The following is a 22,093-nucleotide window of genomic DNA, read 5'->3' as shown; positions in this document are numbered from 1 at the left end:
TTCCGTCAAGAGATCAGCAGCGGCGCGCAAGTTCGAGTCACGAACGCAAAATGCCCGCTCGCGTAGCGCGTGCTTCCCGACGACGCAGCCACTATTTCCGTCTCGTTCTCATCTCGATTCACCCTTTCGGGGAATTGCGACTTGGAATCGCGCGGCGTCGAATTGGCGCAAGCAATCCGGTCGCTCACCAGACTGAACCAACAGGGAGACGAGACATCATGCGCCAAGCCCCCTACGAGAGTTTTGAAGGCCAGCCGGATCCCGAGCGCCGCCGTCTCCTTGGCATCGCCCTCGCAGGCGTCGCCGGGTCGATCCTGCCGGCAGCGTCGCGCGCGGCCACTGGTGCGCCGTCCGAAAAGGTCGATGTCGACGACATTGCCTACCTGACGGCCGGCGAGGCGCTCGCGAGATTCAAGGCCAAGACGCTATCGCCGGTCGAACTGTTGCGGGCGCAGATCAAACAGGTCGAAGTGTGGGAGCCGACGCTCAAGGCAACGACGTACACCTATTTCGACGAGGCGCTGGATCAGGCACGGATTGCGGAGGGCAAGTACACGCGCGGTGAACCGGTCCGCCCGCTGGAAGGCATCACGTGCTCCATCAAGGACTATCACTCCGTCAAGGGAAAGATCACCACCTACGGCTCGCGGCTCTACAAGGATTTCGTTCCGGACCAATCCGCGCCGACTGTGGAGCGCCTTCTCGCCGCCGGGGCGATCATGCATTGCCGCACGACGACACCGGAGTTCGCGCATTCAGGTGTGACGGCGTCCTTGCTTTGGGGCGTCACGCATAACCCGTGGAATCCTGCCTATACCCCCGGCGGCTCGACAGGCGGAGGCGGCGCGGCCCTGGCTGCCGGCTACACGACCTTGCAGGACGGCACGGATGGTGGCGGGTCCATTCGCATCCCGGCCGCGATGAACGGCGTGTTCGGCTACAAGCCGCCATGGGGACGCAACCCCGACGACCGCGAGCACCCGAATGAGTGGCTGATCCACTATGGCGGACTGGCCCGCAGCGTGGGCGATTGCGCTCTGATGCAGAACGTCACGTCCGGCCAGCATCCGGCCGACATGTCGTCCCTGCGGGACAAGATGGTCATTCCGCCGGCCTTCGACGGCATCGCCGGCATGAAGATCGCACTGTCGATGGACCTCGGCTATTTCGCGGTCGATCCCGAGGTCGAGAAGAACACACGCAATGCTGTGTCGGTCCTGCGTTCGCTCGGCGCCGTGGTCGATGAAGTCGACATCGGCTGGACCAAGGAAGTCGAAGAGACATGGAATACAAGGTGGCAGGGCGTGTTCTACGCGCTGGCGGGCAGTCTTCTGACCAAGTCGCGCAACGACGTGGACCCGTACGTCATCAAGATCCTCGAAGAGGGCAAGAAGCACGACGTCACGAAGTTCTACAACCTGAATACCGTGCGGCAGAAGATGTACGCGTCGATGACGAAGATCTTCGAGACCCACGACGCACTGATCTGCCCGACGACGGCAACGACGAAGATCGTCGCAGGGCGCAGCAGCGAAGAGCCGCTCACCATCAACGGGAAGTCGGTGAACCCGTTTATCGGCTGGTTCATGACGTATCCCTTCAACCTGGTCGGCACCCTTCCCGTGATGTCGGTGCCCACCGGTTTCGATGCTGAAACAAGCGTGCCCACCGGGATGCAGATTGTCGGTCCAGCCTATGACGACTTGAAGGTGTTCCGCATCGCGTCCGCATTCGAAGGCGCGACGCACCCCTGGCAGCATCGGCGACCGAAGCTGGCTGCCTAGCCTGGCTTGACACAGGCGGGCCGCAGGAGGACCATTATGGCCCATGATGAGAGATGGACCTTGATGTCTCTCCCGGCAGCTCACGCATTTCCCACCGTCGGCCGCGAAGCTCTGATGGAAAGCTTCGCGGCCGACCTCGAACGGGCGAGCGACCTCGAGTCCGCTTTGGATGCGTTGCATCAAACCCTGTCGGGTCTGGGTTTTTCCGCCTTCGCCTATGGCATGGCCAGCACGCCGAGAGCGCAAGACGGCAGCTTCGTATCACCCATCGTGAAGACGCGAGCCTTTCCAAATCGATGGGACCGGCACTGGAGCCACCTTTGCGACCCGTACTACCGGTTTTGCTTCACGACGACCTTGCCCCTGAGGTGGATCGACGTGCAGGCACTCGAACGCCTGAGCGCTGGCGAGCGGGCGTGCGTGGACCACCTGAACGACAAGAACCTGCACTACGGCATCACGGTTCCGATGCATATGCCGAACGGGTCATTTGCATTCGTCAGTGCGATTTCGGAAAGCGCCACCAAGTACGAAAACGGTTCTTCACCGACGGTCGTCAATGCGCTCTTCGCTTTATGTCATCAATTCCAGAACACCTCTCTTCGGAGATGGTTGTGGAACCAAGCCGCCGACACCAAGGCTTGGCTCAGCACGCGTGAGAAGGAGTGCCTGTCCCTCGCCGCGCAAGGGAAGACCTCGGATGACATTGCTCTGATCCTTGGCTTGTCCTGCGAGACGGTACGTTCTCACATGAAGCGTGCGATCGCGCACCTCAACGCGTCGAACAGGCCGCATGCGATAGCGAAGGCGATCCAGCTTCGGCTCATCGACATGCCATTCGCCTAAAACAACTTGTTCAACCTACGGCGGAAAAAGTGCAGGAGTGCGCCCATGCTGAGCGCACCAAAAGGCGAAGGCTGGACGCGAACTAGGCTGGCAACGCTGCTCGGCACAACGAAGCGACGCATTTCTGGTGCGGCGGGAACAGGCTGTGAATTGAGGAGCAGCCAAGTGCTTGATTTCTTGATGGGCCCGGAGGGACTCGAACCCCCCAACCAGACGGTTATGAGCGGCAGACTATCGATCAGCTAGGTTGGTTTCGCAGTCCTTTCTTTTGGATCGATCGCATTCGTTGCGCTTTGGTTGGGGCTTTTCTGGTGCGAAACTGGCGCGGTGACGCCTCGCTCGAGCAGAGGAGCCGAGAATTACATCTGCAAGTTTCGGGCTTTGATCCGGCATAGATCCACGATGTCGCCAAACTCGCTGTGGGTGTCCCAGAGGCAGCAGTAATCGAATCTCAAAGCAACTATGGCTGCCATGGCTGGCCGGTTGGCAAACCGCCGACGGCCTAGGGGTGCCGCACAGTTGCGCGACGTGTGAGCTTGCGACAAGTGCGCAGTGCAACCCATCTCGAGGGCTATGTCTCCAAACGTTTCGCGATTCCTTGAAGCTCACGGACGAAGGCGGCGATTGCTGGATTTCGGAGTTCGCCTCTTCGAAACGCAAGCAGTATCTTCCGAGGAAGAGCAGGGGAGACACGCCGCATAGCAACTCGTCCCCGATAATGCTTGACTCGGTGCACTCGAAGTCCGGGGAGTACCGAGACCGTCCGCCCGGATTCGACGAACGCAAGGACCACTTCGAATCCGTTACAGTATCCCCTGATGTTCGGTTCGAAACCTCTCGCGCGGCATTCCCTGACGATCATCTCGCCATATGCGTTTGATGCCGTATCCAGGGCCCAGCTATCGTGTCGTAGGTCGGAAAGGTGCACGGACTTCTTTGCCGCCAATGGATGAGCAGCAGGCAGCATCGCGAAAAGCGTATCCGTGGTGATTTGCATGGTCTCCACGTTTGCCTCGAGCTGACTTGGGGGTACCGTGAGGTCGTCTATCAATGCGATATCCGTCTGCCATGCTCTCAAAGCTGCCAAGCCGTCAGTCGGCTCCATCTCGTGGAAGCTCACTCTAAGTTCTGGATGCAGATCGGCGAGAGCGGCGATCGTTGGCGGTACCAGCACCGCTGCGACGGAAGGAAAAGCGGCCACGCGCAGTTCGCCGGCAACCACCTGCTTCATGGCAGCGAGATCGGTCTTCGCCTCCTCCAGAGCCGCCATGATGCGGTTCGTGTGCTCGACGAGACGTAGACCCGCCGGGGTTAAATTGACTCCGCGGCCCCGGCGCTCGACTAACGCCAAGCCGGCTTCGGCTTCCAACTGAGTGATTTGCTGCGAGACGGCTGACGGTGAAATGAACAAAGCTTCGGCGACGGCTGCCATTGTCTTGCGCAGCGCGAGTTCACGAAGCGCTCTCAAACGACCGAAATCCATCGTCTGCACACCGATCCTGCCCAAAAACTACACTGCAATTTTGCTAACGTATTAGTCAAGGCGAATTAAGTAGACCTAACGATCGGTTCGCCCCTAGCTTTTTCCTGACTGCCCTGCCAGCCAGACATCCTGGGCTGGTGTCGGGCGACGAGTTTACCGGGCGGAGCACTTAGGCTCCGCAAGTGGCAGCGACCATTTGGCAGTGCCAAGCAAATCAGCAGCTAAGAGCGTGACAAAGCGCCGTACGACAATAGGCAGTGAGGAGAATGACTATGCGACTTTCAAATTGTTTCCTTGTATTGGCGTTGACAGCGAGCGCGCTGGCGGCAAATCCAGCTTCAGCTACCGTCTTAGATGCGGTGAAGCAGCGCGGCACGCTGAATTGCGGTACAGACAATACCGCCCCGGGATTTGGATATCTCAACACAAAGACCGGCAAGATGGAGGGGCTCGACGTTGACTTCTGCCGCGCGATGGCCGCTGCCGTGCTCGGCGACGCCTCAAAGGTCAACTTTGTTGTCGTAACCGACAAGAGCCGGTTCAACGCGCTGCAAACCGGTCAGGTCGACGTCGTGTTTGCCCATACCACCGTGAAGCCCGTGCGCGAATCCGCCATCGGTATCGATTTTCTGCCGATCAACTTCTACGACGGCACGGGTGTGATGGTGAAGGCGTCATCTGGCGTCAAATCCGTATCGGAGCTTGATGGGGCGACGATCTGCACGACTCAGGGTTCGGGCACCGAGAGCACGCTCGCCGGCACGATCAAGGCGCGCGGCTTCAAGAGCACCAAAGTCCTGACCTTTGAGAATCTTGAGAAGCTATTCGCCGCGCTCGAAGGAGGTCGTTGCAATGCAATGTCCACGGATAAGTCCGCCCTTGCCGCCTGGAGAGGCAACTCCGCCCAACCGGCAGACTACGTGATCTTGCCCGACACCCTGGACAAGTCGCCGTTTGCAGGCTTCGTCGTCGCCAACGACTCGAAATGGCGCAATGTATTGCGCTGGGCCACATTCGCGCTGTTCCAGGCTGAGGAATGGGGAATCACGTCGGAGAATCTCGGAGAGAAACTGAAGAGCCAAGATCCCTTCCTGCAAAAGTTTCTCGGTGTCAAAGGAGGGTTCGGCAAAGACTTTGGAGTGGCAGATGATTTCATCGCCAGCATGATCAAGGCCGTGGGAAACTACGGTGAGATTTATGATCGAAACCTTGGCCAGAAGACGCCTTACTTCATCGACCGTACGGGCACTCCGAACGCAACCTGGGCCAAGGGTGGCGCCGAGTACTCCCCGCCGTGGAACTAAGCTGACGTCTTGGAGCGCGCAGGCCGTTGGCCTGCGCCAAATCCAGAGAGATGCGCATGGCGATAGAGATAACTAGTACGCATGTTATCAGCACTTCGCGTCGGCGGCTGCTGCTCACGTCGCGGTGGACTCTGCAAGCCGCGATCGTGGTCCTTGCGCTCGCGTTGCTCGTGTGGTTCGGCGTCGCGGTTCGCGAGGCTTTGGCCAAGAAGGGCGTGGAATTTTCGTTCAGCTATCTTTGGACCACGGCAAACATCAGCCTCAGTGAAGGGCTAACGCTCGTCTTCGATGGCTATCTTCCGAATCTGGCACCATTCAACGCCTCCGATACCAACTTGCAGGCACTGCTCGCCGGCCTCTGGAATACGCTCAAAGTCGCCCTGACCGCGATCGTTCTGTCGACATTATTCGGAACGTTGGTCGGTATTGGCCGTCTGTCGACAAACTGGCTCGTCCGCAAGCTTTCATTTGGACTGGTTGAATGCATCCGCAACACGCCGCTCTTGATCCAGATCGTGTTCTGGTACTTTGCGGTGGTTCTCCGCTTTCCCCCAGCCAGCGCCGCATCGGATCTGTTCGGGGTGATGATTGCAAGCCAATCAGGCGTCTTCCTTCCCGCGGTCATCGCTTCTGAAGCGGCAAATCCGTCATCCTGGAGCCTCCTTGCGGCTACTTGCGTTGCACTCTTCGCCTTCATTCCTTTCCGGCGTCGCAAGGGAGCGCAAGTCATCTTGGCGCTATCCATAGCCGCCCTGATAGGAGCGGTGTTGAGCGGGTTTCCGTTGGCGCTTGAGTTCCCGAAAGCCACCCGTTTCGGAGCCAGCGGCGGCACAGCGCTTTCACCGGAGGTGACGGCTATTCTGGTTGCGATCGTGGTGAACAGTTCGGCCTACGTAAGCGAGATCGTTCGTGGCGCCATTGACTCGTTGCCGAAGGGCCAATGGGAGGCGGCTGCCTCGCTGGGCCTGCCGCGCTCCTTTACGTTGCGCGATGTCATTCTACCTCAGGTGTTTAGGATTGTACTGCCCTCTCTGGGAAACCGCTATATCAGCCTTACGAAGGACACCTCGCTCGGCATTGCGATAGGTTACCCGGACCTCTTCAACGTCTACGGAACGGTCTCAAACCAGACCGGGCGCAACCTGGAAGGGGTCATCATTGTCATGGTGACATACCTGATCTTGAGTTGGGTCATCAGTGCTTGCGTGAATGCCGTCAATGCGCGCGTGAATGCTACGAGGACGTCGAGATGAGTGCCGTCGCAATGCGCTGGCTGCGCCACAATCTCTTCGCGAAGCCGTTTGATATCGCGCTCTCGCTCCTGATCATCCCACTCTTGGCATGGGCGGCCTACGGTTTTGCGCGTTGGTCGTTGTTCGAAGCACGCTGGGGCGTCTTGGGCGACAGTATGCGCGTCCTTATGATCGGTATCTATCCTCCAGATCAATTGTGGCGGGCGTGGTTCTCGGTGGCCGTAATCGTCGCCATGTTTGGCGCCGGCTTAGGGCTGTCCCTTCCTCCGCGCAAGCAAGCGCTCCTGGCGATCGGTCTATTAAGTTGCTGGCTCGGCGCAGTGGTCGGCTCAGTCTACGGTGTTGGCCAGGGGGCACTCGTGGTGGCGTGCGCGCTTCTCTTCATCGCCAATTGGAAATTCGTTGCCGTGAATCGGAGAGCACAGCGCTTCGTCATCGCCGGGTCGCTGTTCGGGATCGTGTCCATTTTCGTCGTTCTCTCTCCGCCCGGACTGGAAGTCTGGGGTGGCCTGCTGCTCAGTGTCATCCTGACGCTTTTGGTTTCGCTTCTCTCCCTTCCTTTCGGTGTTCTTCTCGCATTTGGACGCCAAAGCCGGATTCCCAGCCTGCGGATCATTTGCACGGCTTACATCGAAACGATGCGCTCGGTGCCGCTCATCCTGGTGGTCTATTGGGTTTGGATCATAGTTCCGCTGTTGGCGCCCGGAACGACGGTCCCGAGCTTGTTGCGGGGAATGGCAGGCTATTCGCTGTTCTTTGCGGCTTATGTCGCGGAATACGTCCGCAGCGGCTTGCAAGCAGTGCCGAAGGGCCAAGTCGAAGCCGCGCGCTCGCTCGGAATGGGAGTGTGGTCGCGCAATGTCGACATCGTTCTCCCACAGGCCCTGCGCGTGGTCGTGCCCGCCCTGGTCGGGCAAATTCTCGATATTTTCAATGGTGCCACCCTGGTCTTCATCATCGGGCTGACCGATTTCCTGCGCGCAGGACAAATGATACTCGCCGATCCTCAGAACGGCGGGAGGATCAACGAGATCTATCTATTCCTGTTCGTTGTCTACCTCGCCATTGGCGCGGCGATCACCTACGCGTCGCGACAGATCGAAGCTCGTCTCGCAAGAGGATCGCGATGAACGCAGGTCATGTACAGCCCTCTCTCGCCGCGCGTGATGCGATCGTGAGCATCGCGCACCTGAACAAATCGTTCGGCGCCTTTCATGTGCTCAAGGATGTCGATCTCGATGTCGCGCGCGGCGAAGTCGTCGTCGTTATCGGCGCGAGCGGCTCGGGCAAGTCGACGCTGATACGTTGCGTCAACGGTCTTGAGACGTATCAAAGCGGCCGCTTGCGGGTCGATGGCTACGATATGCCGACGGAGGCGGACAGGGCGGTTGGAGGAGAAAAGGAACTCGCCAGCATCCGCAAGGGTGTCGGTATGGTGTTTCAGCAGTTCAATCTGTTTCCGCACATGAGCGCGCTGGACAATGTTGCGATCGCACCGGTCAGAGTACGGGGCAAGAGCAGAGAACAAGCTCACGAAAGCGGGCTTCGTCTTCTTCAGCGCGTCGGGCTTCGTGACCACGCTCACAAATTTCCAGCGCAACTGTCCGGTGGGCAGCAGCAGCGTGTGGCGATCGCCCGCTCGCTGGCCATGGAGCCTCACATCATGTTGTTCGACGAACCGACCTCAGCGCTCGATCCGGAGATGGTCGGCGAAGTACTCGACGTCATGAGAGAACTCGCCCGCGAAGGAATGACCATGATGATCGTGACGCACGAGATGGGCTTCGCGCGCGAGGTGGCAGACCGCATCGTCTATATCGATCACGGTCGAATTCTCGAGATCGGCAAGCCCGATCAATTCTTCGACTGCCCGGCTCACGAACGGACGCGTACTTTCTTATCAAGGGTACTGAAGCATTGATCGTCGGAGATCGCGAGCGACTGTTCAAAGCACAACGGGCGCCGCTCCAACAGAAGAAGGACACGAAATGAAACAGTCGATCGCCGCGATGCCTGTCAGGCCATCCGAGGGCAAATTTGTGGAGATGTTCGCAGCGGATGCTCGTCAGGTCGGGGCGGACGTGGTCGATCTCATTGCGAAGGATCGGGACCTCGAAGCGCGGTCGCTCAACCTTATCGCGTCGGTCTCATATTGCCCGCTCGGGCTGCGTCAGATCGAAGGCACTCACCTCGTTAATCGCGCGCCGATGGGGTTGCCCGGCCGCCGCTCGGTAGCCAACTGCGAGTTCCTCGATCTGATCGAGAACTTGGCGATCGACCGAGCCAAATCGATTTTCGGTTCAGAATATGTCAACGCGCAGGCGCTTTCCTCTACAATCGCCAATGTTGCGGTGCTCAGGGCGCTTCTGCCGCGCGATGGAGGGCGCCTTCTGACCTTTGATGAACTGGCCGGTGGACACGTCAGCCATGGAGCGGAGCGCCACATCACGCGCCATGCCCGCGAGGTCGCTTCATTCGGCGTCACAGCGACGGGCGCTATAGATTTCGATCAAGCGAGGGATCTCGCGCGAAAAGCCCGTCCGCATGTGATCCTTGCTGGGCCTTCGTCTTATCCCCGTGAAATAGAGTTCTCGGTTCTTCGGGCGATAGCCGACGAAGTGGGCGCACTTCTTTTCAGCGATATTGCTCACGTCGCAGGACTCATCGCGGCCGGTCTTCACGCAAATCCCGTTCCGATTTCGGACGTGTCGACTACCTCCACGCAGAAGACATTGTGTGGCCCCCGAAACGGCGCCTTCGTATTCGCCAAGCAGCGGTTCGGGGACGCGATTGATGCCGCTATCTATCCTGGGCTGCAGGGCCCGGCGGCCTCCAATATGATCGCGGCACGCGCCGCTCAGTTGGAGATGGTTTCGCGCCCCGCGTTTGCGGAACTCATGCGGAATATTGTAGCAAATGCAAAGGCGCTTGCATCTGGTTTGGAGCAGGGCGGCCTCGATCTTTACACAGGAGGCACCGATTCCCACATCGTCATGGCCTATTCGGGCGAGAAGTGGTCGCAAGCTGCGCTAGTCGCAGTGCTTGGTTCGTACGGCGTTCTCGGCAATGCCATGCGAGCCCCAGATCGATCGGGGGCTCCGCTTACGTCATTCCGCTTTGGCACTACGGGCGTGACGATCCGAGGCATGAGCTCCGCTGATGTCCATGAGCTCGGACGTGAGATCGCGTCAATCTTCGTCGCTGGTCCGGATGCCGCATTCGATCAACCTCGGGCAGACCGCCTGCGGCAGCTCGCGACGGCGCATCCGATCCCGTCTTTCGTGGACTGACTGGTGTGCCAAAGCTGACAGAGGATCAGGAGACGGGAACTTGACAACTCTTGCGGACCAACGCGCCTCGGTGGGAGGCGGCGATCCCTCGGGCCAACGTCTACTCGCCACGGCGTTGGAACTGGCAGCCCGAGAACCGATGGTCATGAAGATGCTCGCACTCGATTTGGCCGGCGTCTCGGATGACTGGGAGCTGATGGCGGCGGTGCTTGCTGGGACGATTGGTGACGCAGGTGTGCGGTCCATTGTACGGTCGACCATCCTGGAAGTATTTCGTAACGACACGTCAACGCCATTAGCGTCGATGATCGACATAGCGGTTGCGACCAGTCGAAATTTCGAGACCGGCGGAGAGATCGCAACTCTGCTGTTTGCACGCGGAGTCCACGTTCTAATGGCGCATCGGGTATCGCATTCGCTGTGGCGCGCCGGAAAAAAGGAAATCGCGCTGGCCGTGAAAGCGATTTTTGGCCGGACGTTCGGAACCGACGTTCACCCCGCGGCGGAATTCGGATCGGGAATCTGGCTCGATCACGGGCTCGGGTTTGTCGTCGGGGAGACGGCAAAGATCGAGGACGGAGTGAGCATCTGGCACGGTGTGACGCTGGGCAGCACCCTCAAGGACGAGGGACCAACGCGCCATCCGAGGTTGCGGCGTGGTTCGACGGTCGGAGCGGATGCAGTCATCCTAGGCGATATCGATATCGGGGAGGGAGCGGTGGTCGCGGCCGGCTCGGTGGTGGTCACGTCAGTGCCTCCAGCCACGACTGTTGCGGGGGTGCCGGCAAAGCAGAAGACGCGCACTACGGCATCGTTTGCTGGTTTCGGTACTGTATAGCAAGCGGGTGCGCATAAATGACCTCGTTCCTAGGAATTGATCATCCGCTTATCGTCGTCCGCGACATCGATGAGGCGGTACGGCGCTACAAGTCGCTGGGCTTCACGATCACTCCAGTAACCAGACATCCCTGGGGTACAAGCACGGCCGTTGCAATGTTCGAGGGATGTCTGCTCGAATTGATGGGGGTCTATGACGAAAGCCTGATCGACGAAAAGCCCGTCGGTGACTTTCGCTTCGGCAGGGTCGTACGCGATCACCTGGCTGAACGGGAGGGAATCTCACTTTGCGCCCTCCACAGCGAGGACGCCGAAGGTGACGCGGCGATCGTGGTGCAGCGGGGGATCTCTTGTCAGGGAACGATCGAATTTGGCAGAGACGTCGTGTTGCCCGATGGTCGAAAGGATCGAACGCGGACGACGCTCAAGATTTTTAACGATCCCCGCTTGCCGCGACTCTCGAACTTCGCGTGCCAGCAGCACCGTCCGGATCTGATCTATGTACCGGCCTGGCTCTCGCATCCGAACAAATCGTACGGAATCAGTCAGGTCACAATCTTGGCGGAGGCGCAGGATCACGACCGAGTACGTCGGCGTCTGGCTGGTCTCTATGGAGAAGCGGCATTATTTCAGTCTGACGAAGGATTTGGAGCAAAGACAGGAAACGGCAGCTTCATTGTTCTCGATCCGAAGCAAGCCGAACGGCGATATGGTGCAATTCCCGCGGAGATCCTGGCCCAACCGGGACCTTGTTATATCGCGATCGACATCCGCGTGCCTTCGGTCGAAGGAGTCGTACCCTTCGTTGAAGCCGCCGGCGTTCCTCACCTTCGGACAGCAGAATCGCTTTTGCTGAGCGATGCCAAGTACTACGGCAACGTCTTCCTAACCTTCGCGGTACCTTCCGCTACGGGCGAAGCCTGAAACGAGGCCTGTCAGAGGCAGTCTACGAGTTTGGGGATCAAACGGATGTCACGGGCCGTCGACAGAGAAGTACAGCAGGTGGCTGTCATCGCCACCGGCGGTACGATTGCTCAGCTTGGCCCGCACGCACCAACGGTGCCAATCGAGGAACTGCTTCGCAGCGCCGATGGGCCCACTGCCGTCCGGACCGAGCAGCTCTTTCAGATACCGAGCCCAGACATCACGCCCGAACATTGGAGGTTGCTGGCGAGGCGCATTCGAGAAATCCAGTCCGATGCTGAAATTGCTGGCGTCGTGGTGACGCACGGCACCGACACGTTGGAGGAGACGGCTTATTACCTGCACCTGACGATCGGATCGGCCAAACCGGTGGTACTTACCGGCGCAATGCGTCCGTCAGACGCACTCGATGCCGACGGCCCTCGAAATCTTCAGTGCGCTATCGAGCTCGCGGGTTCGAGGGCCGCCGTGGGGGCCGGCGTGCTCGTTGCAATGGGCGACAGGATAGAGTGCGCGCGCGATGTTTCGAAACGGCGCACGAGCACTTCGGACGCGTTCGGCAGTGGGCTGTGCGGAGCGCTCGGCTATTTCACGCCGCGCGGCCCTTCATTCGAGCGACTGCCCGCGCGGCGGCACACGATAGGTTCGAGATTCGCCGGTTTTGACGGCGCACTTCCGGAGATCGGCATCCTCTACAGCTTCGCGGGAGCCGGTGCCGAAGCGTTGTCGAGGCTGGCAGAGCCAGCCGCTGGAATTGTGCTTGCCGGAACCGGAAATGGGAATGTCCCGACCTCTCTGCGGAAAACCATCGCCGAACTGACGGGGCGAGGCAAGGCGGTCGTCAGGTCGAGCAGGACGAACGCGGCCACCGTGGTGAGAGGAGGCGAATTCAATGACGATCAGGCCGGCACGATCGCCGCAGGCTCGCTCAATCCACAGAAGGCGCGCGTTCTGTTGGCGCTTGCCCTCGCTCAGGGTCTGGGGCGCGAAGCCATTCAAGAAGTCTTCGATGAGTATTGAAATGTTGCCCGCGCTCGGGGCCCGAATTGAGGCACGAAGGAGCGACGCGATGGAAGGAAAGACAGATGTCTCGTCACTATGATGTGAAGGCTGTTCGAAAAGAGTTTCCGGCGGTCGAGAAGATAACCTATCTCGATTCCGGATTTCAGACGCCGCTGGCACGCCCGGTGAAGGCGGCTTTCGACCTGTTTCTGAATGAAGGCCTCGCGAACGCAGGTCCAAAGCATGTGTGGCTCGAGCGGTTGGAGCACACGCGCTCCAAAGTGGGGCGGCTCCTCGGCGTACCCGCACACGAGATCGCATTCACGAAGAACACCTCCGAGGCAATGAACATCGCGGCCAACGCACTGCCTCTTGTCTCGGGAGACAACGTGTTGATGCTTCACGGTGATCACCCAAACAACGCCTATGCCTTTCTGCATCTGGCAAGGAAGGGCGTCCAAGTGCGCTTCATCCCCATGACAGCCGTCGTGGACTCCGAAAGCTTTCGCCCGCATATCGACGCGAGGACACGAGCGATATCGATGTCGCTCGTTACGTTCCACGCGGGCCACAGGTTCGACATCGAATCCGTCGGATCTCTCTGCAAGGAGCACGGCATCGACTTTGTAGTAGACGTCATGCAGGCAATTGGAATCGTGCCAATCGACGCAAAGAAGAGCGGAGCATCGTTCATGGGTTGCGGAACGCACAAAGGACTGCTCGTTCCGCAGGGACTCGGCCTTTTGTATTGGAATAGTTCGCTGACCGAGCTTGAGCCGTGTTATCTTGCAGCCGCCAGCCTCGCCGAGCCACCGGCAGATTTTATCGCAAGACCAGACAACATGCGACCGGCGCCGGGCGCGACTCGGTTTGAGCTGGGTAACTACAATCTACCCGCTATCCAGGCTCTTGGCGCCGCCATCGATCTGATCGATCAGATCGGACTGGCAAACGTCGAGGCACACTGCTTCGATCTAGGCGATCATCTGATCGAGCGCCTGGACGAGATCGGCGTCGGACTTGTCGGTCCGCGCGACCGCCGGTATCGTGCACCGCATATCTACGTCCTAGCGCTGCCCGCGAACGACTGGATGGACTATCTCGCGGAGAGCGACATTCGAGTTTCGCCTGAACGCGACGGCATCCGGGTTTCGCTCGGTATGTTCAACATCGAGGACGACATCGATCGTTTGATCGAAGCCATCAAGCGAAGGTACGTGGAGGCCCACGGTGCGGTACGAGAAAGCAGACCAGTTCGGGCATTGTGACCCCTGATGACCAAGGCCGTCCCGGTAAAAAGAGCTATGATCGCAAGCCAGCCCGCCCATTTTTGGATCAGCCTCTTCGATCTTTTCAGGATCGGAATCGGGCCCTCCAGTTCGCACACGGTCGGCCCAATGGTGGCGGCTGCGCGTTTCGTCGCTGGGCTGCCTCCCGCGACACCAATCGAGGCGATCGAGGTGGAACTATTCGGTTCGCTCGCGCTCACCGGGAAAGGTCATGGAACAAATACAGCCGTAATTTTGGGGCTACTCGGCGAGGCTCCGGATCTGGTCGATCCGGACCGGGTCCCCGTACTGGTCGCGCGCGCGACGCACGATCGGCGCATACGGTTACCGGACGGGCAATCCATTGCATTCGATCCCGCTGCGGACATTCGTTTTACGAGGCGCGTTCTCTCTCGGCACCCGAATGCTTTGACATTCACAGCACGAACCCGCTTGGGTGCGCTCACGGAAACATACTATTCGGTCGGTGGCGGCTTCGTCGTGACGGATTCAGACGCCGCAGCAGGCGTGGCGTCGGACGGGCAGGTTCCGTACCCCTTTAATTCCGCCGCTGAGTTGCTGGATCGCTCCAAGACCGCGGCCCTCTCGATTGCCGAGCTGCAGCGTGCGAACGAGCGAACCCGGCGCACGGACGCGGAGATTTCCGCGGGGATCGCACGGATATGGGCGGCAATGAAGTCGTGCGTCGAGCGCGGATTGCGCTCGGAGGGCGAGCTTCCGGGCGGGTTGCACGTGCGACGCCGAGCACCCGGATTGCACGCGCGACTGTGCGCTACGGCTGGACGAAACGAACACGACCCGCTCTATGGCATGGATTGGGTCAATCTCTTCGCTCTGGCCGTTAACGAGGAGAATGCAGCCGGCGGTCGCGTCGTCACTGCACCGACCAACGGAGCCGCCGGCATCATTCCGGCGGTGCTGCACTACTACGACCGTTTCGTCAGCGGGGCTGCCGCCGAAGGCATCGAAACATTCTTCCTGGCAGCCTCGGCGGTGGGTGCGCTCATCAAGCACAATGCTTCCATCTCAGGCGCTGAAGTTGGCTGCCAGGGCGAGGTTGGGTCTGCCTGTGCCATGGCTGCGGCCGGTCTCGCCGCAGCTCTCGGCGGCAGCAATGCCCAAATTGAGAACGCCGCCGAAATTGGGCTCGAGCACAACCTTGGTCTCACATGTGATCCAGTGGCCGGTCTGGTTCAGGTCCCCTGTATCGAGCGGAATGCCCTTGCCTCGGTAAAGGCGATTAATGCGGCGCGGCTCGCGCTCCATGGAGATGGTGCGCATTTTGTGAGTCTGGATCAGGTGATCCGGACCATGCGCGACACAGGACGAGATATGCTATCCAAATACAAGGAGACCAGTGAGGGCGGCTTAGCCGTCAACGTCATTGAGTGCTGAGCCTGGAACAACCCTCCTTACTCATGCCGACCTCGAGGGGCGGCTGCTTCGATACTTTCTCGCCGTCATCCGTGAAGGATCGATCCGCGGCGCCGCGGAGACCCTGAACGTCGCCCCTTCCGCCGTCAGCCGCCAGATCAGTGAACTAGAACATCGGCTCGGACTTCCGTTGCTAAATCGTCTTCCACGCGGTGTCACCCCGACGGAAGCAGGCCTCGCGATCGCTGAGCATGCCCGGCAGCAAATTGACGATTCCGATCGGCTAATAGACTACCTCCGCCAACTGCATGGTCTCCGCCTGGGTTCGCTTCGCGTCATGTGCGGCGAAGGCTTTATCAGCGATCTATTCGATCACGCCGTTCGAGCGTTCCTGGAGACCTACCCTCAGGTCCGGATGCAGGTGCTTCTCGGCACTACACCGGAAATCCTAGCCGCGGTCGCGGAGAGCCGCGTCGACGTGGGCCTCGCCTACAGTCCACCACCACATGTCGGCGTCCGGGCAGTGTCGATTGCGCGCCAACCGCTTTGCGCACTCGTGCTGCCGGACCATCCCTACGCATTGCGCGCCAGTCTTGAGCTTTCCGAGCTCGTTGGCGATGCGTTGGCCATGGCGCCGCGGACTCATGGACTTCGGATGCTTACCGACCGCGTCGAAGCCGAGCGCGGCATTCACCTGGTGCCGATGCTCGAGACGAGCTCGATCGACTTCCTGCGGCGCTTCGCTCTTGCCGGCATGGGCGTCGTGTTGCTGCCGGCGTTCACCGCCCTGTCGGACATCACGGCGGGGCGTCTGGTCGCCGTCCCGCTCGCGGACCCTTTGCTGGCCGAGGCGAGCGTACAGTTGTTGATCCGCTCGCAGCGCCGCATGACGCGAAATCTCGAGCGCTTGGTTCTCGCGCTCACGACCGGGATGAGTGCATTCCGGCCGGCTTCTGCCGGGTCTCATCGGGTCGTCTCGAGCACGTAAGTGCTCCGTTGCCGTAAGCGCAACAAGCGTTCCGAAAATTGCCGTTGTCCCAGCCCCCGTCATGTCGAGAAATACGACCATGAACGGATCGCGAAAGGGATGACGATGCAGATAGCACATGTCGGTGTGATCGGGCTGGGCAACATGGGCCTCCCCATGGCCACCACGCTGGCCCGCAAGGGATTTCAGGTTTCGGGATTCGACCTTTCAGCTCTTCGCCGCGAACTGGCCAGCCAGCAAGGAATCGCTACGCTCGAGCTCGCCGAACTGCTGCGCACCGCCGACGCCATTGTTTCGTCGTTGCCGCTCGGTCGCGACGTCGAGTCGGTACTGACTACTCCAAATGGGTTGCTGGCGCGCAGCGACCGACGGGTCACCGTGATCGATACCTCGACAGCCGATCCTGCCACCACTCGCCGCCTTTCCAAGCTTCTCGCGGAAGCCGGACACGGCCACCTCGACGCGCCGGTGAGCGGAGGCCCTTCCGGCGCTGCCGATGGCAAGCTCACGATGATGATCGGCGGGACCGAGCACGATTTCGCGGAGGCCCGTCCGGTCATTGAGGCTGTCTCCGCGAAAGCCGTCCACGTCGGTCCGTCCGGAGCCGGAAACGTCGCGAAGCTCATCAACAACATGCTGGTCGCGGCCCATATGGTGACGACCGGCGAAGCGCTCCGCTTGGCCGAAGCAGCTGGCGTCTCAGCCGAGGCAGTGCTCCAGGTGGTGAATGCCGCGACCGGCCGCAGCGCGATAAGCGAAATCCATTTCCCGAAGTGGATCATGTCGGGCCGTTTCGACAGCGGCTTCTCGGCTGGACTGATGAGAAAGGATGTCGGCCTCGCCGCAGACTTGGCGCGGCAGGTCAATATCGAGTTGCCGTTGAGCCAGGAAGTCGCCCGGCTCTGGCTCGCGGATCGTTCCGTCGTCGCGGACACCGACGATTTCACCCGGATGGCTGGATATCGGAAAAGCTTGGCGGAGTAGACAGGATCCATCGCGATCGGGGTGCAGAGGGAGGAAAGTCACGATGAGCGTAACGACGCAAGAACAAGCCGACACCATGCTGAGCTCGACGCCGAGCGCCCTTCGAGCGTGGCGCGTGCACGTTTGGGTTCTGGTCATTACCCTCATTGCGGAAATGATCGGCAACGTGAGTGTTCCGCTGGGAATCGGCACCGTCGTACTGTTGCCTCTCGTATGGGCGATGATTCTTGGCGCCGCGGTAAGCATCGCATCTGCGCGCTTGCCGAGCCCTATCGGGCTCAGCCTGGGCGAGCAGAAGGCCGCTTCGACCATCATCCAAGCGGCAGTCCTGATCTTTGTCGCCAAGCTCGCTTTGCTGGTCGGCGGCGCCATCCCGGAGCTTGTGAAATCCGGCCTGGCGCTTGTGTTTCAGGAGGTCGGCCACTTCCTGGGGACTGCCTTGCTCGGTCTACCGATCGCGTTGTTGCTAGGCATCAAACGTGAAGCCGTGGGCGCCACGTTCTCGGTCGGTCGCGAGCCGAGCCTGGCCATCATTAGCGAGCGGTACGGCATGAACTCTCCCGAGGGCCGTGGAGTGATGGCCGAGTACATCACTGGTACGGTGATCGGCGCGATTTTCATCGCGCTCGTCGCCAGTTTTCTAACAAGCCTCCACATCTTCAATCCGCTCGCGCTCGCGATGGGTGCGGGCGTCGGCTCCGGCTCGATGATGGCCGCTGCATCGGGCGCGATTGCAGCACAACAGACGCCGGAATTGAGCAAGCAGGTCGCAGCATTCGCGGCCGCATCCAACCTAATCACGACCACCGTCGGGACGTACTTTACGCTATTCCTCTCGCTACCGTTCTCGAATTTCATGTATCGGCTGCTCGAGCCGCGGCTCGGCCGTCTGGCTCGTGCTCGCACGAAGCCGGCATCAGACGTCGAGGTCAAGGAGCATGACCAATCAGTTCTGCCGCTGCTCGGACTGGTCGGCTTGCTCGCAATTGTCGCGATTTATGCGCTGATCTTTGGGAATTGGATCACATATCATGTCCCTCCGACGAATGCGGTGCTCGGAGCGGTCATCATCGCCGCGGTTGCCGCTGCCGGTGAAATTCTGAAGCGCGTGCTTCCGTTCCGAGTACCGGCAGTATTCTGGGCAACGCTGATCGGAATGGCTTTGACGGCCCCGTATTGGCCGGGGAGCGCCTGGTTCGCCGCAACGACTGGCAAGATGAACTTCCTCGCGCTTTCGACGCCAGTCTTGACCTACGCCGGCCTTTCGCTCGGCAAAGATCTGGCGGCCTTCCGGGCCCTCGGCTGGCGGATTGTCGTGACGTCGCTGGCTGCCAACGCGGGGACTTTCATCTTCGCGACACTGATCGCCGAAGCTCTCATGCGGAGCGGATCATGATCCAATCGAAGTCTTCTTCGGCAGATCCCCGGATTGCGCAACTAGTGCACTCGCGGTGCCTTGAAGGGCGGACACTTTGGATCGGAGGTGAGTGGCACTGTGCCACCGATGGTGCCGTGTTCGAAACCACCAGCCCGATCGACGGCTCGTTTCTCATGAACGTGTCGCGAGCGAAGGCTGCGGACGTCGATGCGGCTGTTCGCTCGGCCGCATCTTCAGCGCCTTCCTGGGGCGCGGACGGAAGCGCTCGAGCCACCGTCATGAGGCAGATCGCCAACGAGATACGGCAGCAGGCCCGGGCATTGGGCACGATCGAGACGCTCGACAGCGGGCGCGCAATCGCGGATACCGCTGGGGCTTCGGTAGTTCATTCGGCCGGCCTATTCGATTATTATGCAGGCCTGGCCGACAAACTCCACGGCAGCACGGTGCCCATGGGCCGCGAGGCGACCGCCCTCGTGGAGCGTGAGCCATTCGGCGTCATCGCCGCGATCGCCCCGTGGAACTATCCGCTACTCAACGCTGCGACGAAAATTGCCCCGATCATCGCATGCGGTAATACGCTCGTTCTCAAGCCGGCCGAGCAGACGCCTCTCGTGACACTCATACTAGCTCGATTGATGCAACAGGCCGGGCTCCCGGATGGTGTGGTCAATATCGTGACCGGCTTCGGTGCTGAGGCTGGCGCCCCGCTAGTGGCGCACCCTGACGTCGGCAAGATCAGCTTCACCGGCTCGAGCGCGACAGGGCGTCATATCGCTGCGGAAGCCGGCCGATCGCTGAAGGGCGTTGTCCTCGAGCTTGGCGGAAAATCTCCGCTCGTCGTCTTCGAGGATGCCGACCTGCAAAGGGCCGCACGCGCGGCTGTATTCTCGACATTCATGAATGCAGGTCAAACGTGCACGAGTTGCGCGCGCGTACTCGTAGCTCACGATGTGCTGGAGCAGTTTGAAGCACATTGCAGGGCAGAAGCTGCCTCGCTCCGGGTCGGCGACCCTCTCGACCCCGAGACCCAGATCGGACCGATTGTGTCGGTCGAACAGCTTGAGCGGGTCCGGCGTCTGACCGCTGGTGTCAGCGGCGAACAAGTGGCGAAAAAGGAATATCGTCCAATCGGCGGCGGCCATTTCTTCCCGCCGACAATCGTGTCGCGCTTCCCTGCCGACAGCGATTTCGCGCGAGAAGAGATCTTCGGTCCTGTGATGGCGATCCGGAGTTTCCAAAGCGATGAAGAGGCCTGGTCGCTTGCCAACGACACGGCTTACGGATTGGCAGGGTCCGTCTGGACTTCCTCTCTGCACAGAGCCGAGCAGGCCAGACGCCGCCTTCAGTGCGGTATCGTATGGATCAATTGCGTCCACTCTCTGTCAGCGGGAACGCCGGTGAGCGGCCACAAAACAAGTGGCCTTGGGATCGAATACGGCCTGGAAGCCGCAGATCAATACATGAAAGTCAAGACCACGGTGATGATGTCAGGGGCCTGGAACAGTCCGTTCGCCACGCGGCTTTAGTCCACACAACTCGAGGAAGACAAGATATGAGCGACGAACTACTGAAGTTGGGCAAGAAGATCCGAGGCGAAGTGATCGGGCAGGAGCGATCCGAAACTGCTCTGCAAAGCGCCACCGACTTCGACCGTCCATTTCAAGAACTGGCCCTCAAATATTGCTGGGGCGAAGTCTGGGGTAGCACGGATCTCGACCGTCGGATGCGCAGTATCGTCAACTTGGCGACCCTGGCGGCAATGGCGAAGCCGAACGAGCTCAAGATTCACCTGCGTGGAGCCCTTACCAATGGCGTGACACGCAAGGAGATCCAGGCCATCTTCATGCAGATCTGCATCTACGCTGGCGTTCCCACCGCCGGCGAGGCCTTCAAGGTGGCCCGCGAAGTCTTTGCGGAGCCCGAATTCGCGAATAAGGGCTGACGCACCTGACGAGTTGAAGGTCGGGGGCAATCGCGCCCCGACCTTTGCCTCCGTCAAGGTCTCACCAGAGAAGCAGTCGACGCCAGTCCAGCGTGCCGCCGGTCCGATGCAGGAGGCACTCGTCCACAGCGGGTACCTGGGATGCGAACACTCTTGCAACTCCCAAGGCGTTCGTCACAGGCCTTGCCGAAACTGAGAGGTGAGATGAACCCGGTCGATCGATTCGAAGAGGTCGTGAGGTGGCGCCACCATCTGCACCGGCACCCGGAGCTTGGGTTTCAGGAGCGCGAAACCTCCGCCTTTATCGCGCAGAAGCTAACTGGTTGGGGGCTGGCCGTTCAGACGGGACTTGCTGGTACGGGCGTGGTCGGGACCCTCTCGCGCGGCTCGTCGCGACGAACAATCGGAATCCGAGCCGACATTGATGCCCTCCCGATCCTAGAGGCCTCAGACATCTCCCACCGCTCGTCGCGGTCTGGCATCATGCACGCCTGCGGACACGACGGCCACACAGCCATGCTCCTGGCCGCCGCTCGGGAGTGCGCTACTCACGGACAGTTCGACGGAACCGTGCATTTCATTTTCCAGCCCGCGGAAGAGAATGAAGGCGGCGCGCGTGCCATGGTCGAACAAGGGTTGTTCCAACAGTTTCCGGTCGACGCAGTTTACGCACTTCACAATTGGCCCGCGCTCTCCATCGGAACATGCGTTGTCCGCGATGACGCGATGATGGCCGCATTCGCGACATTCGAGATCAAAGTACAGGGAAAGGGCGCGCATGGCGGAATGCCGCACGAGGGCCACGATCCCGTTGTCGCGGCGAGCCAGATCGTCTGTGCCTTGCAGACGATCGCAAGTCGAAACGTAGCGCCGCTTGAGGCCTCCGTCGTAACCGTGACACAGGTACACGCAGGCGATGCATGGAACGTCATTCCGGAAACGGGCATCATCCGCGGGACCACGCGCTGGTTCGATTCTGGAGTTGGTGAACTGATTGAACGACGAATCGGCAAGATTGCCGCGCGCGTCGCAGAGGCTTTCGACTGTACCGCCGAAATTGCCTACACGCACCGCTATCCTGCCACCATCAATCACAAGCCTTGCGCGGAATTCGTTCGGAGCGTCCTTGACGAGAAGCGCATCTTGGCCTGCCAAGATGCCAAACCTAGCATGGCTGCGGAGGATTTTGCCTTCATGCTCCGCGAGGTCCCCGGCGCCTATGTCTGGCTTGGCGCCGGGAAGCCCGGAGAGAATCCCGGGCTGCATTCACCTTATTTCGACTTCAATGACGACGTGATCCCGCTAGGGATCGAACTCTGGGAGGCGGTCATCTCGAGTGCGCTCAGACCAGAATGAGGGCAGACCCCGCGCTCTAGCGCAAGGACCAAAAGTAAGCTTTGCGGCGCTCGCGC

General features: G+C 60.3%; 19 protein-coding genes. 18 read left to right on the top strand and 1 reads right to left on the bottom strand.

Going from position 1 to position 22,093, the window contains the following annotated elements; translation table 11 throughout:
* Positions 1-50 precede the first annotated feature (50 nt).
* Together GGD66_RS29925 and GGD66_RS29920 are read left to right on the top strand one after the other, a co-directional pair.
* Complete coding sequence (locus tag GGD66_RS29925) at positions 51-1,784, top strand: amidase (RefSeq protein ID WP_183259916.1); 1,734 nt, start codon at positions 51-53, stop codon at positions 1,782-1,784.
* Positions 1,785-1,820: 36 nt separating this feature from the next.
* The gene (locus tag GGD66_RS29920; RefSeq protein ID WP_183259914.1) at positions 1,821-2,630 is read left to right on the top strand and encodes a LuxR family transcriptional regulator; all 810 of its coding nucleotides are present in this window, start codon (positions 1,821-1,823) and stop codon (positions 2,628-2,630) included.
* 571 nt (positions 2,631-3,201) lie between these two features.
* Here the strand turns inward: GGD66_RS29920 and GGD66_RS29915 are convergent.
* Entirely contained in the window at positions 3,202-4,113 is a 912-nt protein-coding gene (locus GGD66_RS29915; protein ID WP_183259912.1) for a LysR family transcriptional regulator, read from the bottom strand.
* A gap of 272 nt (positions 4,114-4,385) precedes the next feature.
* Here GGD66_RS29915 and GGD66_RS29910 point away from each other — a divergent pair, with 272 nt between their 5' ends.
* The 16 genes from GGD66_RS29910 (at position 4,386) to GGD66_RS29835 (ending at position 22,037) form a co-directional block, all read left to right on the top strand.
* Positions 4,386-5,417: an amino acid ABC transporter substrate-binding protein gene (locus GGD66_RS29910; RefSeq protein ID WP_183259911.1), complete on the top strand. Its 1,032-nt coding sequence runs from the start codon at positions 4,386-4,388 to the stop codon at positions 5,415-5,417.
* Between the two features lie 56 nt (positions 5,418-5,473).
* Entirely contained in the window at positions 5,474-6,670 is a 1,197-nt protein-coding gene (locus tag GGD66_RS29905) for an ABC transporter permease subunit (protein ID WP_183259909.1), read from the top strand.
* Positions 6,667-7,800 (top strand): amino acid ABC transporter permease, encoded by a 1,134-nt coding sequence (locus tag GGD66_RS29900; protein ID WP_183259907.1) that lies wholly within the window; start codon positions 6,667-6,669, stop codon positions 7,798-7,800. Before GGD66_RS29905 ends, GGD66_RS29900 begins: the two co-directional genes overlap by 4 nt.
* Entirely contained in the window at positions 7,797-8,591 is a 795-nt protein-coding gene (locus tag GGD66_RS29895; protein WP_210321710.1) for an amino acid ABC transporter ATP-binding protein, read from the top strand. Before GGD66_RS29900 ends, GGD66_RS29895 begins: the two co-directional genes overlap by 4 nt.
* A 67-nt stretch (positions 8,592-8,658) precedes the next feature.
* Positions 8,659-9,960, top strand: a complete 1,302-nt coding sequence (gene glyA / locus GGD66_RS29890) for a serine hydroxymethyltransferase (RefSeq protein ID WP_183259904.1) — start codon at positions 8,659-8,661, stop codon at positions 9,958-9,960.
* A 40-nt stretch (positions 9,961-10,000) separates the two neighbouring features.
* Positions 10,001-10,798, top strand: coding sequence for a serine acetyltransferase (locus GGD66_RS29885; RefSeq protein WP_183259902.1), 798 nt, complete (start codon positions 10,001-10,003; stop codon positions 10,796-10,798).
* A gap of 17 nt (positions 10,799-10,815) precedes the next feature.
* Positions 10,816-11,721 (top strand): VOC family protein, encoded by a 906-nt coding sequence (locus GGD66_RS29880; protein WP_183259900.1) that lies wholly within the window; start codon positions 10,816-10,818, stop codon positions 11,719-11,721.
* A 45-nt stretch (positions 11,722-11,766) separates the two neighbouring features.
* The gene (locus GGD66_RS29875) at positions 11,767-12,741 is read left to right on the top strand and encodes an asparaginase (protein WP_183259898.1); all 975 of its coding nucleotides are present in this window, start codon (positions 11,767-11,769) and stop codon (positions 12,739-12,741) included.
* A gap of 65 nt (positions 12,742-12,806) precedes the next feature.
* Positions 12,807-13,991 carry an aminotransferase class V-fold PLP-dependent enzyme gene (locus GGD66_RS29870; RefSeq protein WP_183259896.1) on the top strand — a complete coding sequence of 395 codons (1,185 nt, stop codon included), beginning with the start codon at positions 12,807-12,809 and terminating at the stop codon, positions 13,989-13,991.
* 6 nt (positions 13,992-13,997) lie between these two features.
* Positions 13,998-15,407 (top strand): L-serine ammonia-lyase, encoded by a 1,410-nt coding sequence (locus GGD66_RS29865; RefSeq protein WP_246789021.1) that lies wholly within the window; start codon positions 13,998-14,000, stop codon positions 15,405-15,407.
* Positions 15,397-16,374, top strand: coding sequence for a LysR family transcriptional regulator (locus tag GGD66_RS29860; protein WP_183259894.1), 978 nt, complete (start codon positions 15,397-15,399; stop codon positions 16,372-16,374). Before GGD66_RS29865 ends, GGD66_RS29860 begins: the two co-directional genes overlap by 11 nt.
* A 99-nt stretch (positions 16,375-16,473) precedes the next feature.
* Positions 16,474-17,358, top strand: a complete 885-nt coding sequence (locus GGD66_RS29855) for an NAD(P)-dependent oxidoreductase (RefSeq protein ID WP_283814498.1) — start codon at positions 16,474-16,476, stop codon at positions 17,356-17,358.
* 43 nt (positions 17,359-17,401) lie between these two features.
* A complete protein-coding gene (locus GGD66_RS29850; protein ID WP_210321709.1) occupies positions 17,402-18,754 on the top strand; it encodes a DUF3100 domain-containing protein in 1,353 nt (450 codons plus the stop codon).
* 116 nt (positions 18,755-18,870) lie between these two features.
* Positions 18,871-20,265, top strand: coding sequence for an aldehyde dehydrogenase (locus tag GGD66_RS29845; RefSeq protein WP_183259892.1), 1,395 nt, complete (start codon positions 18,871-18,873; stop codon positions 20,263-20,265).
* 26 nt (positions 20,266-20,291) lie between these two features.
* Entirely contained in the window at positions 20,292-20,681 is a 390-nt protein-coding gene (locus GGD66_RS29840; protein ID WP_183259889.1) for a carboxymuconolactone decarboxylase family protein, read from the top strand.
* A gap of 204 nt (positions 20,682-20,885) precedes the next feature.
* A complete protein-coding gene (locus tag GGD66_RS29835; RefSeq protein WP_183259887.1) occupies positions 20,886-22,037 on the top strand; it encodes a M20 aminoacylase family protein in 1,152 nt (383 codons plus the stop codon).
* Positions 22,038-22,093: the final 56 nt, after the last annotated feature.

It is taken from the genome of Bradyrhizobium sp. CIR48, assembly GCF_014198315.1.
GTDB lineage: Bacteria > Pseudomonadota > Alphaproteobacteria > Rhizobiales > Xanthobacteraceae > Bradyrhizobium.
Note: the sequence above shows the minus strand (reverse complement) of the source record. Positions and strands in the feature narration are given on the sequence as shown.

Bases quoted from the DNA above. Each gene is read 5' to 3' on its own strand.
- GGD66_RS29865 (WP_246789021.1), top strand. From the start codon at position 13,998: ATGACCAAGGCCGTCCCGGTAAAAAGAGCTATGATCGCAAGCCAGCCC.
- GGD66_RS29915 (WP_183259912.1), bottom strand. From the start codon at position 4,113: ATGGATTTCGGTCGTTTGAGAGCGCTTCGTGAACTCGCGCTGCGCAAG.
- GGD66_RS29855 (WP_283814498.1), top strand. From the start codon at position 16,474: ATGACGATGCAGATAGCACATGTCGGTGTGATCGGGCTGGGCAACATG.
- GGD66_RS29925 (WP_183259916.1), top strand. From the start codon at position 51: ATGCCCGCTCGCGTAGCGCGTGCTTCCCGACGACGCAGCCACTATTTC.
- GGD66_RS29840 (WP_183259889.1), top strand. From the start codon at position 20,292: ATGAGCGACGAACTACTGAAGTTGGGCAAGAAGATCCGAGGCGAAGTG.
- GGD66_RS29910 (WP_183259911.1), top strand. From the start codon at position 4,386: ATGCGACTTTCAAATTGTTTCCTTGTATTGGCGTTGACAGCGAGCGCG.
- GGD66_RS29870 (WP_183259896.1), top strand. From the start codon at position 12,807: ATGTCTCGTCACTATGATGTGAAGGCTGTTCGAAAAGAGTTTCCGGCG.
- GGD66_RS29835 (WP_183259887.1), top strand. From the start codon at position 20,886: ATGAACCCGGTCGATCGATTCGAAGAGGTCGTGAGGTGGCGCCACCAT.
- GGD66_RS29900 (WP_183259907.1), top strand. From the start codon at position 6,667: ATGAGTGCCGTCGCAATGCGCTGGCTGCGCCACAATCTCTTCGCGAAG.
- GGD66_RS29880 (WP_183259900.1), top strand. From the start codon at position 10,816: ATGACCTCGTTCCTAGGAATTGATCATCCGCTTATCGTCGTCCGCGAC.
- GGD66_RS29905 (WP_183259909.1), top strand. From the start codon at position 5,474: ATGGCGATAGAGATAACTAGTACGCATGTTATCAGCACTTCGCGTCGG.
- glyA (WP_183259904.1), top strand. From the start codon at position 8,659: ATGAAACAGTCGATCGCCGCGATGCCTGTCAGGCCATCCGAGGGCAAA.
- GGD66_RS29895 (WP_210321710.1), top strand. From the start codon at position 7,797: ATGAACGCAGGTCATGTACAGCCCTCTCTCGCCGCGCGTGATGCGATC.
- GGD66_RS29875 (WP_183259898.1), top strand. From the start codon at position 11,767: ATGTCACGGGCCGTCGACAGAGAAGTACAGCAGGTGGCTGTCATCGCC.
- GGD66_RS29850 (WP_210321709.1), top strand. From the start codon at position 17,402: ATGAGCGTAACGACGCAAGAACAAGCCGACACCATGCTGAGCTCGACG.
- GGD66_RS29920 (WP_183259914.1), top strand. From the start codon at position 1,821: ATGGCCCATGATGAGAGATGGACCTTGATGTCTCTCCCGGCAGCTCAC.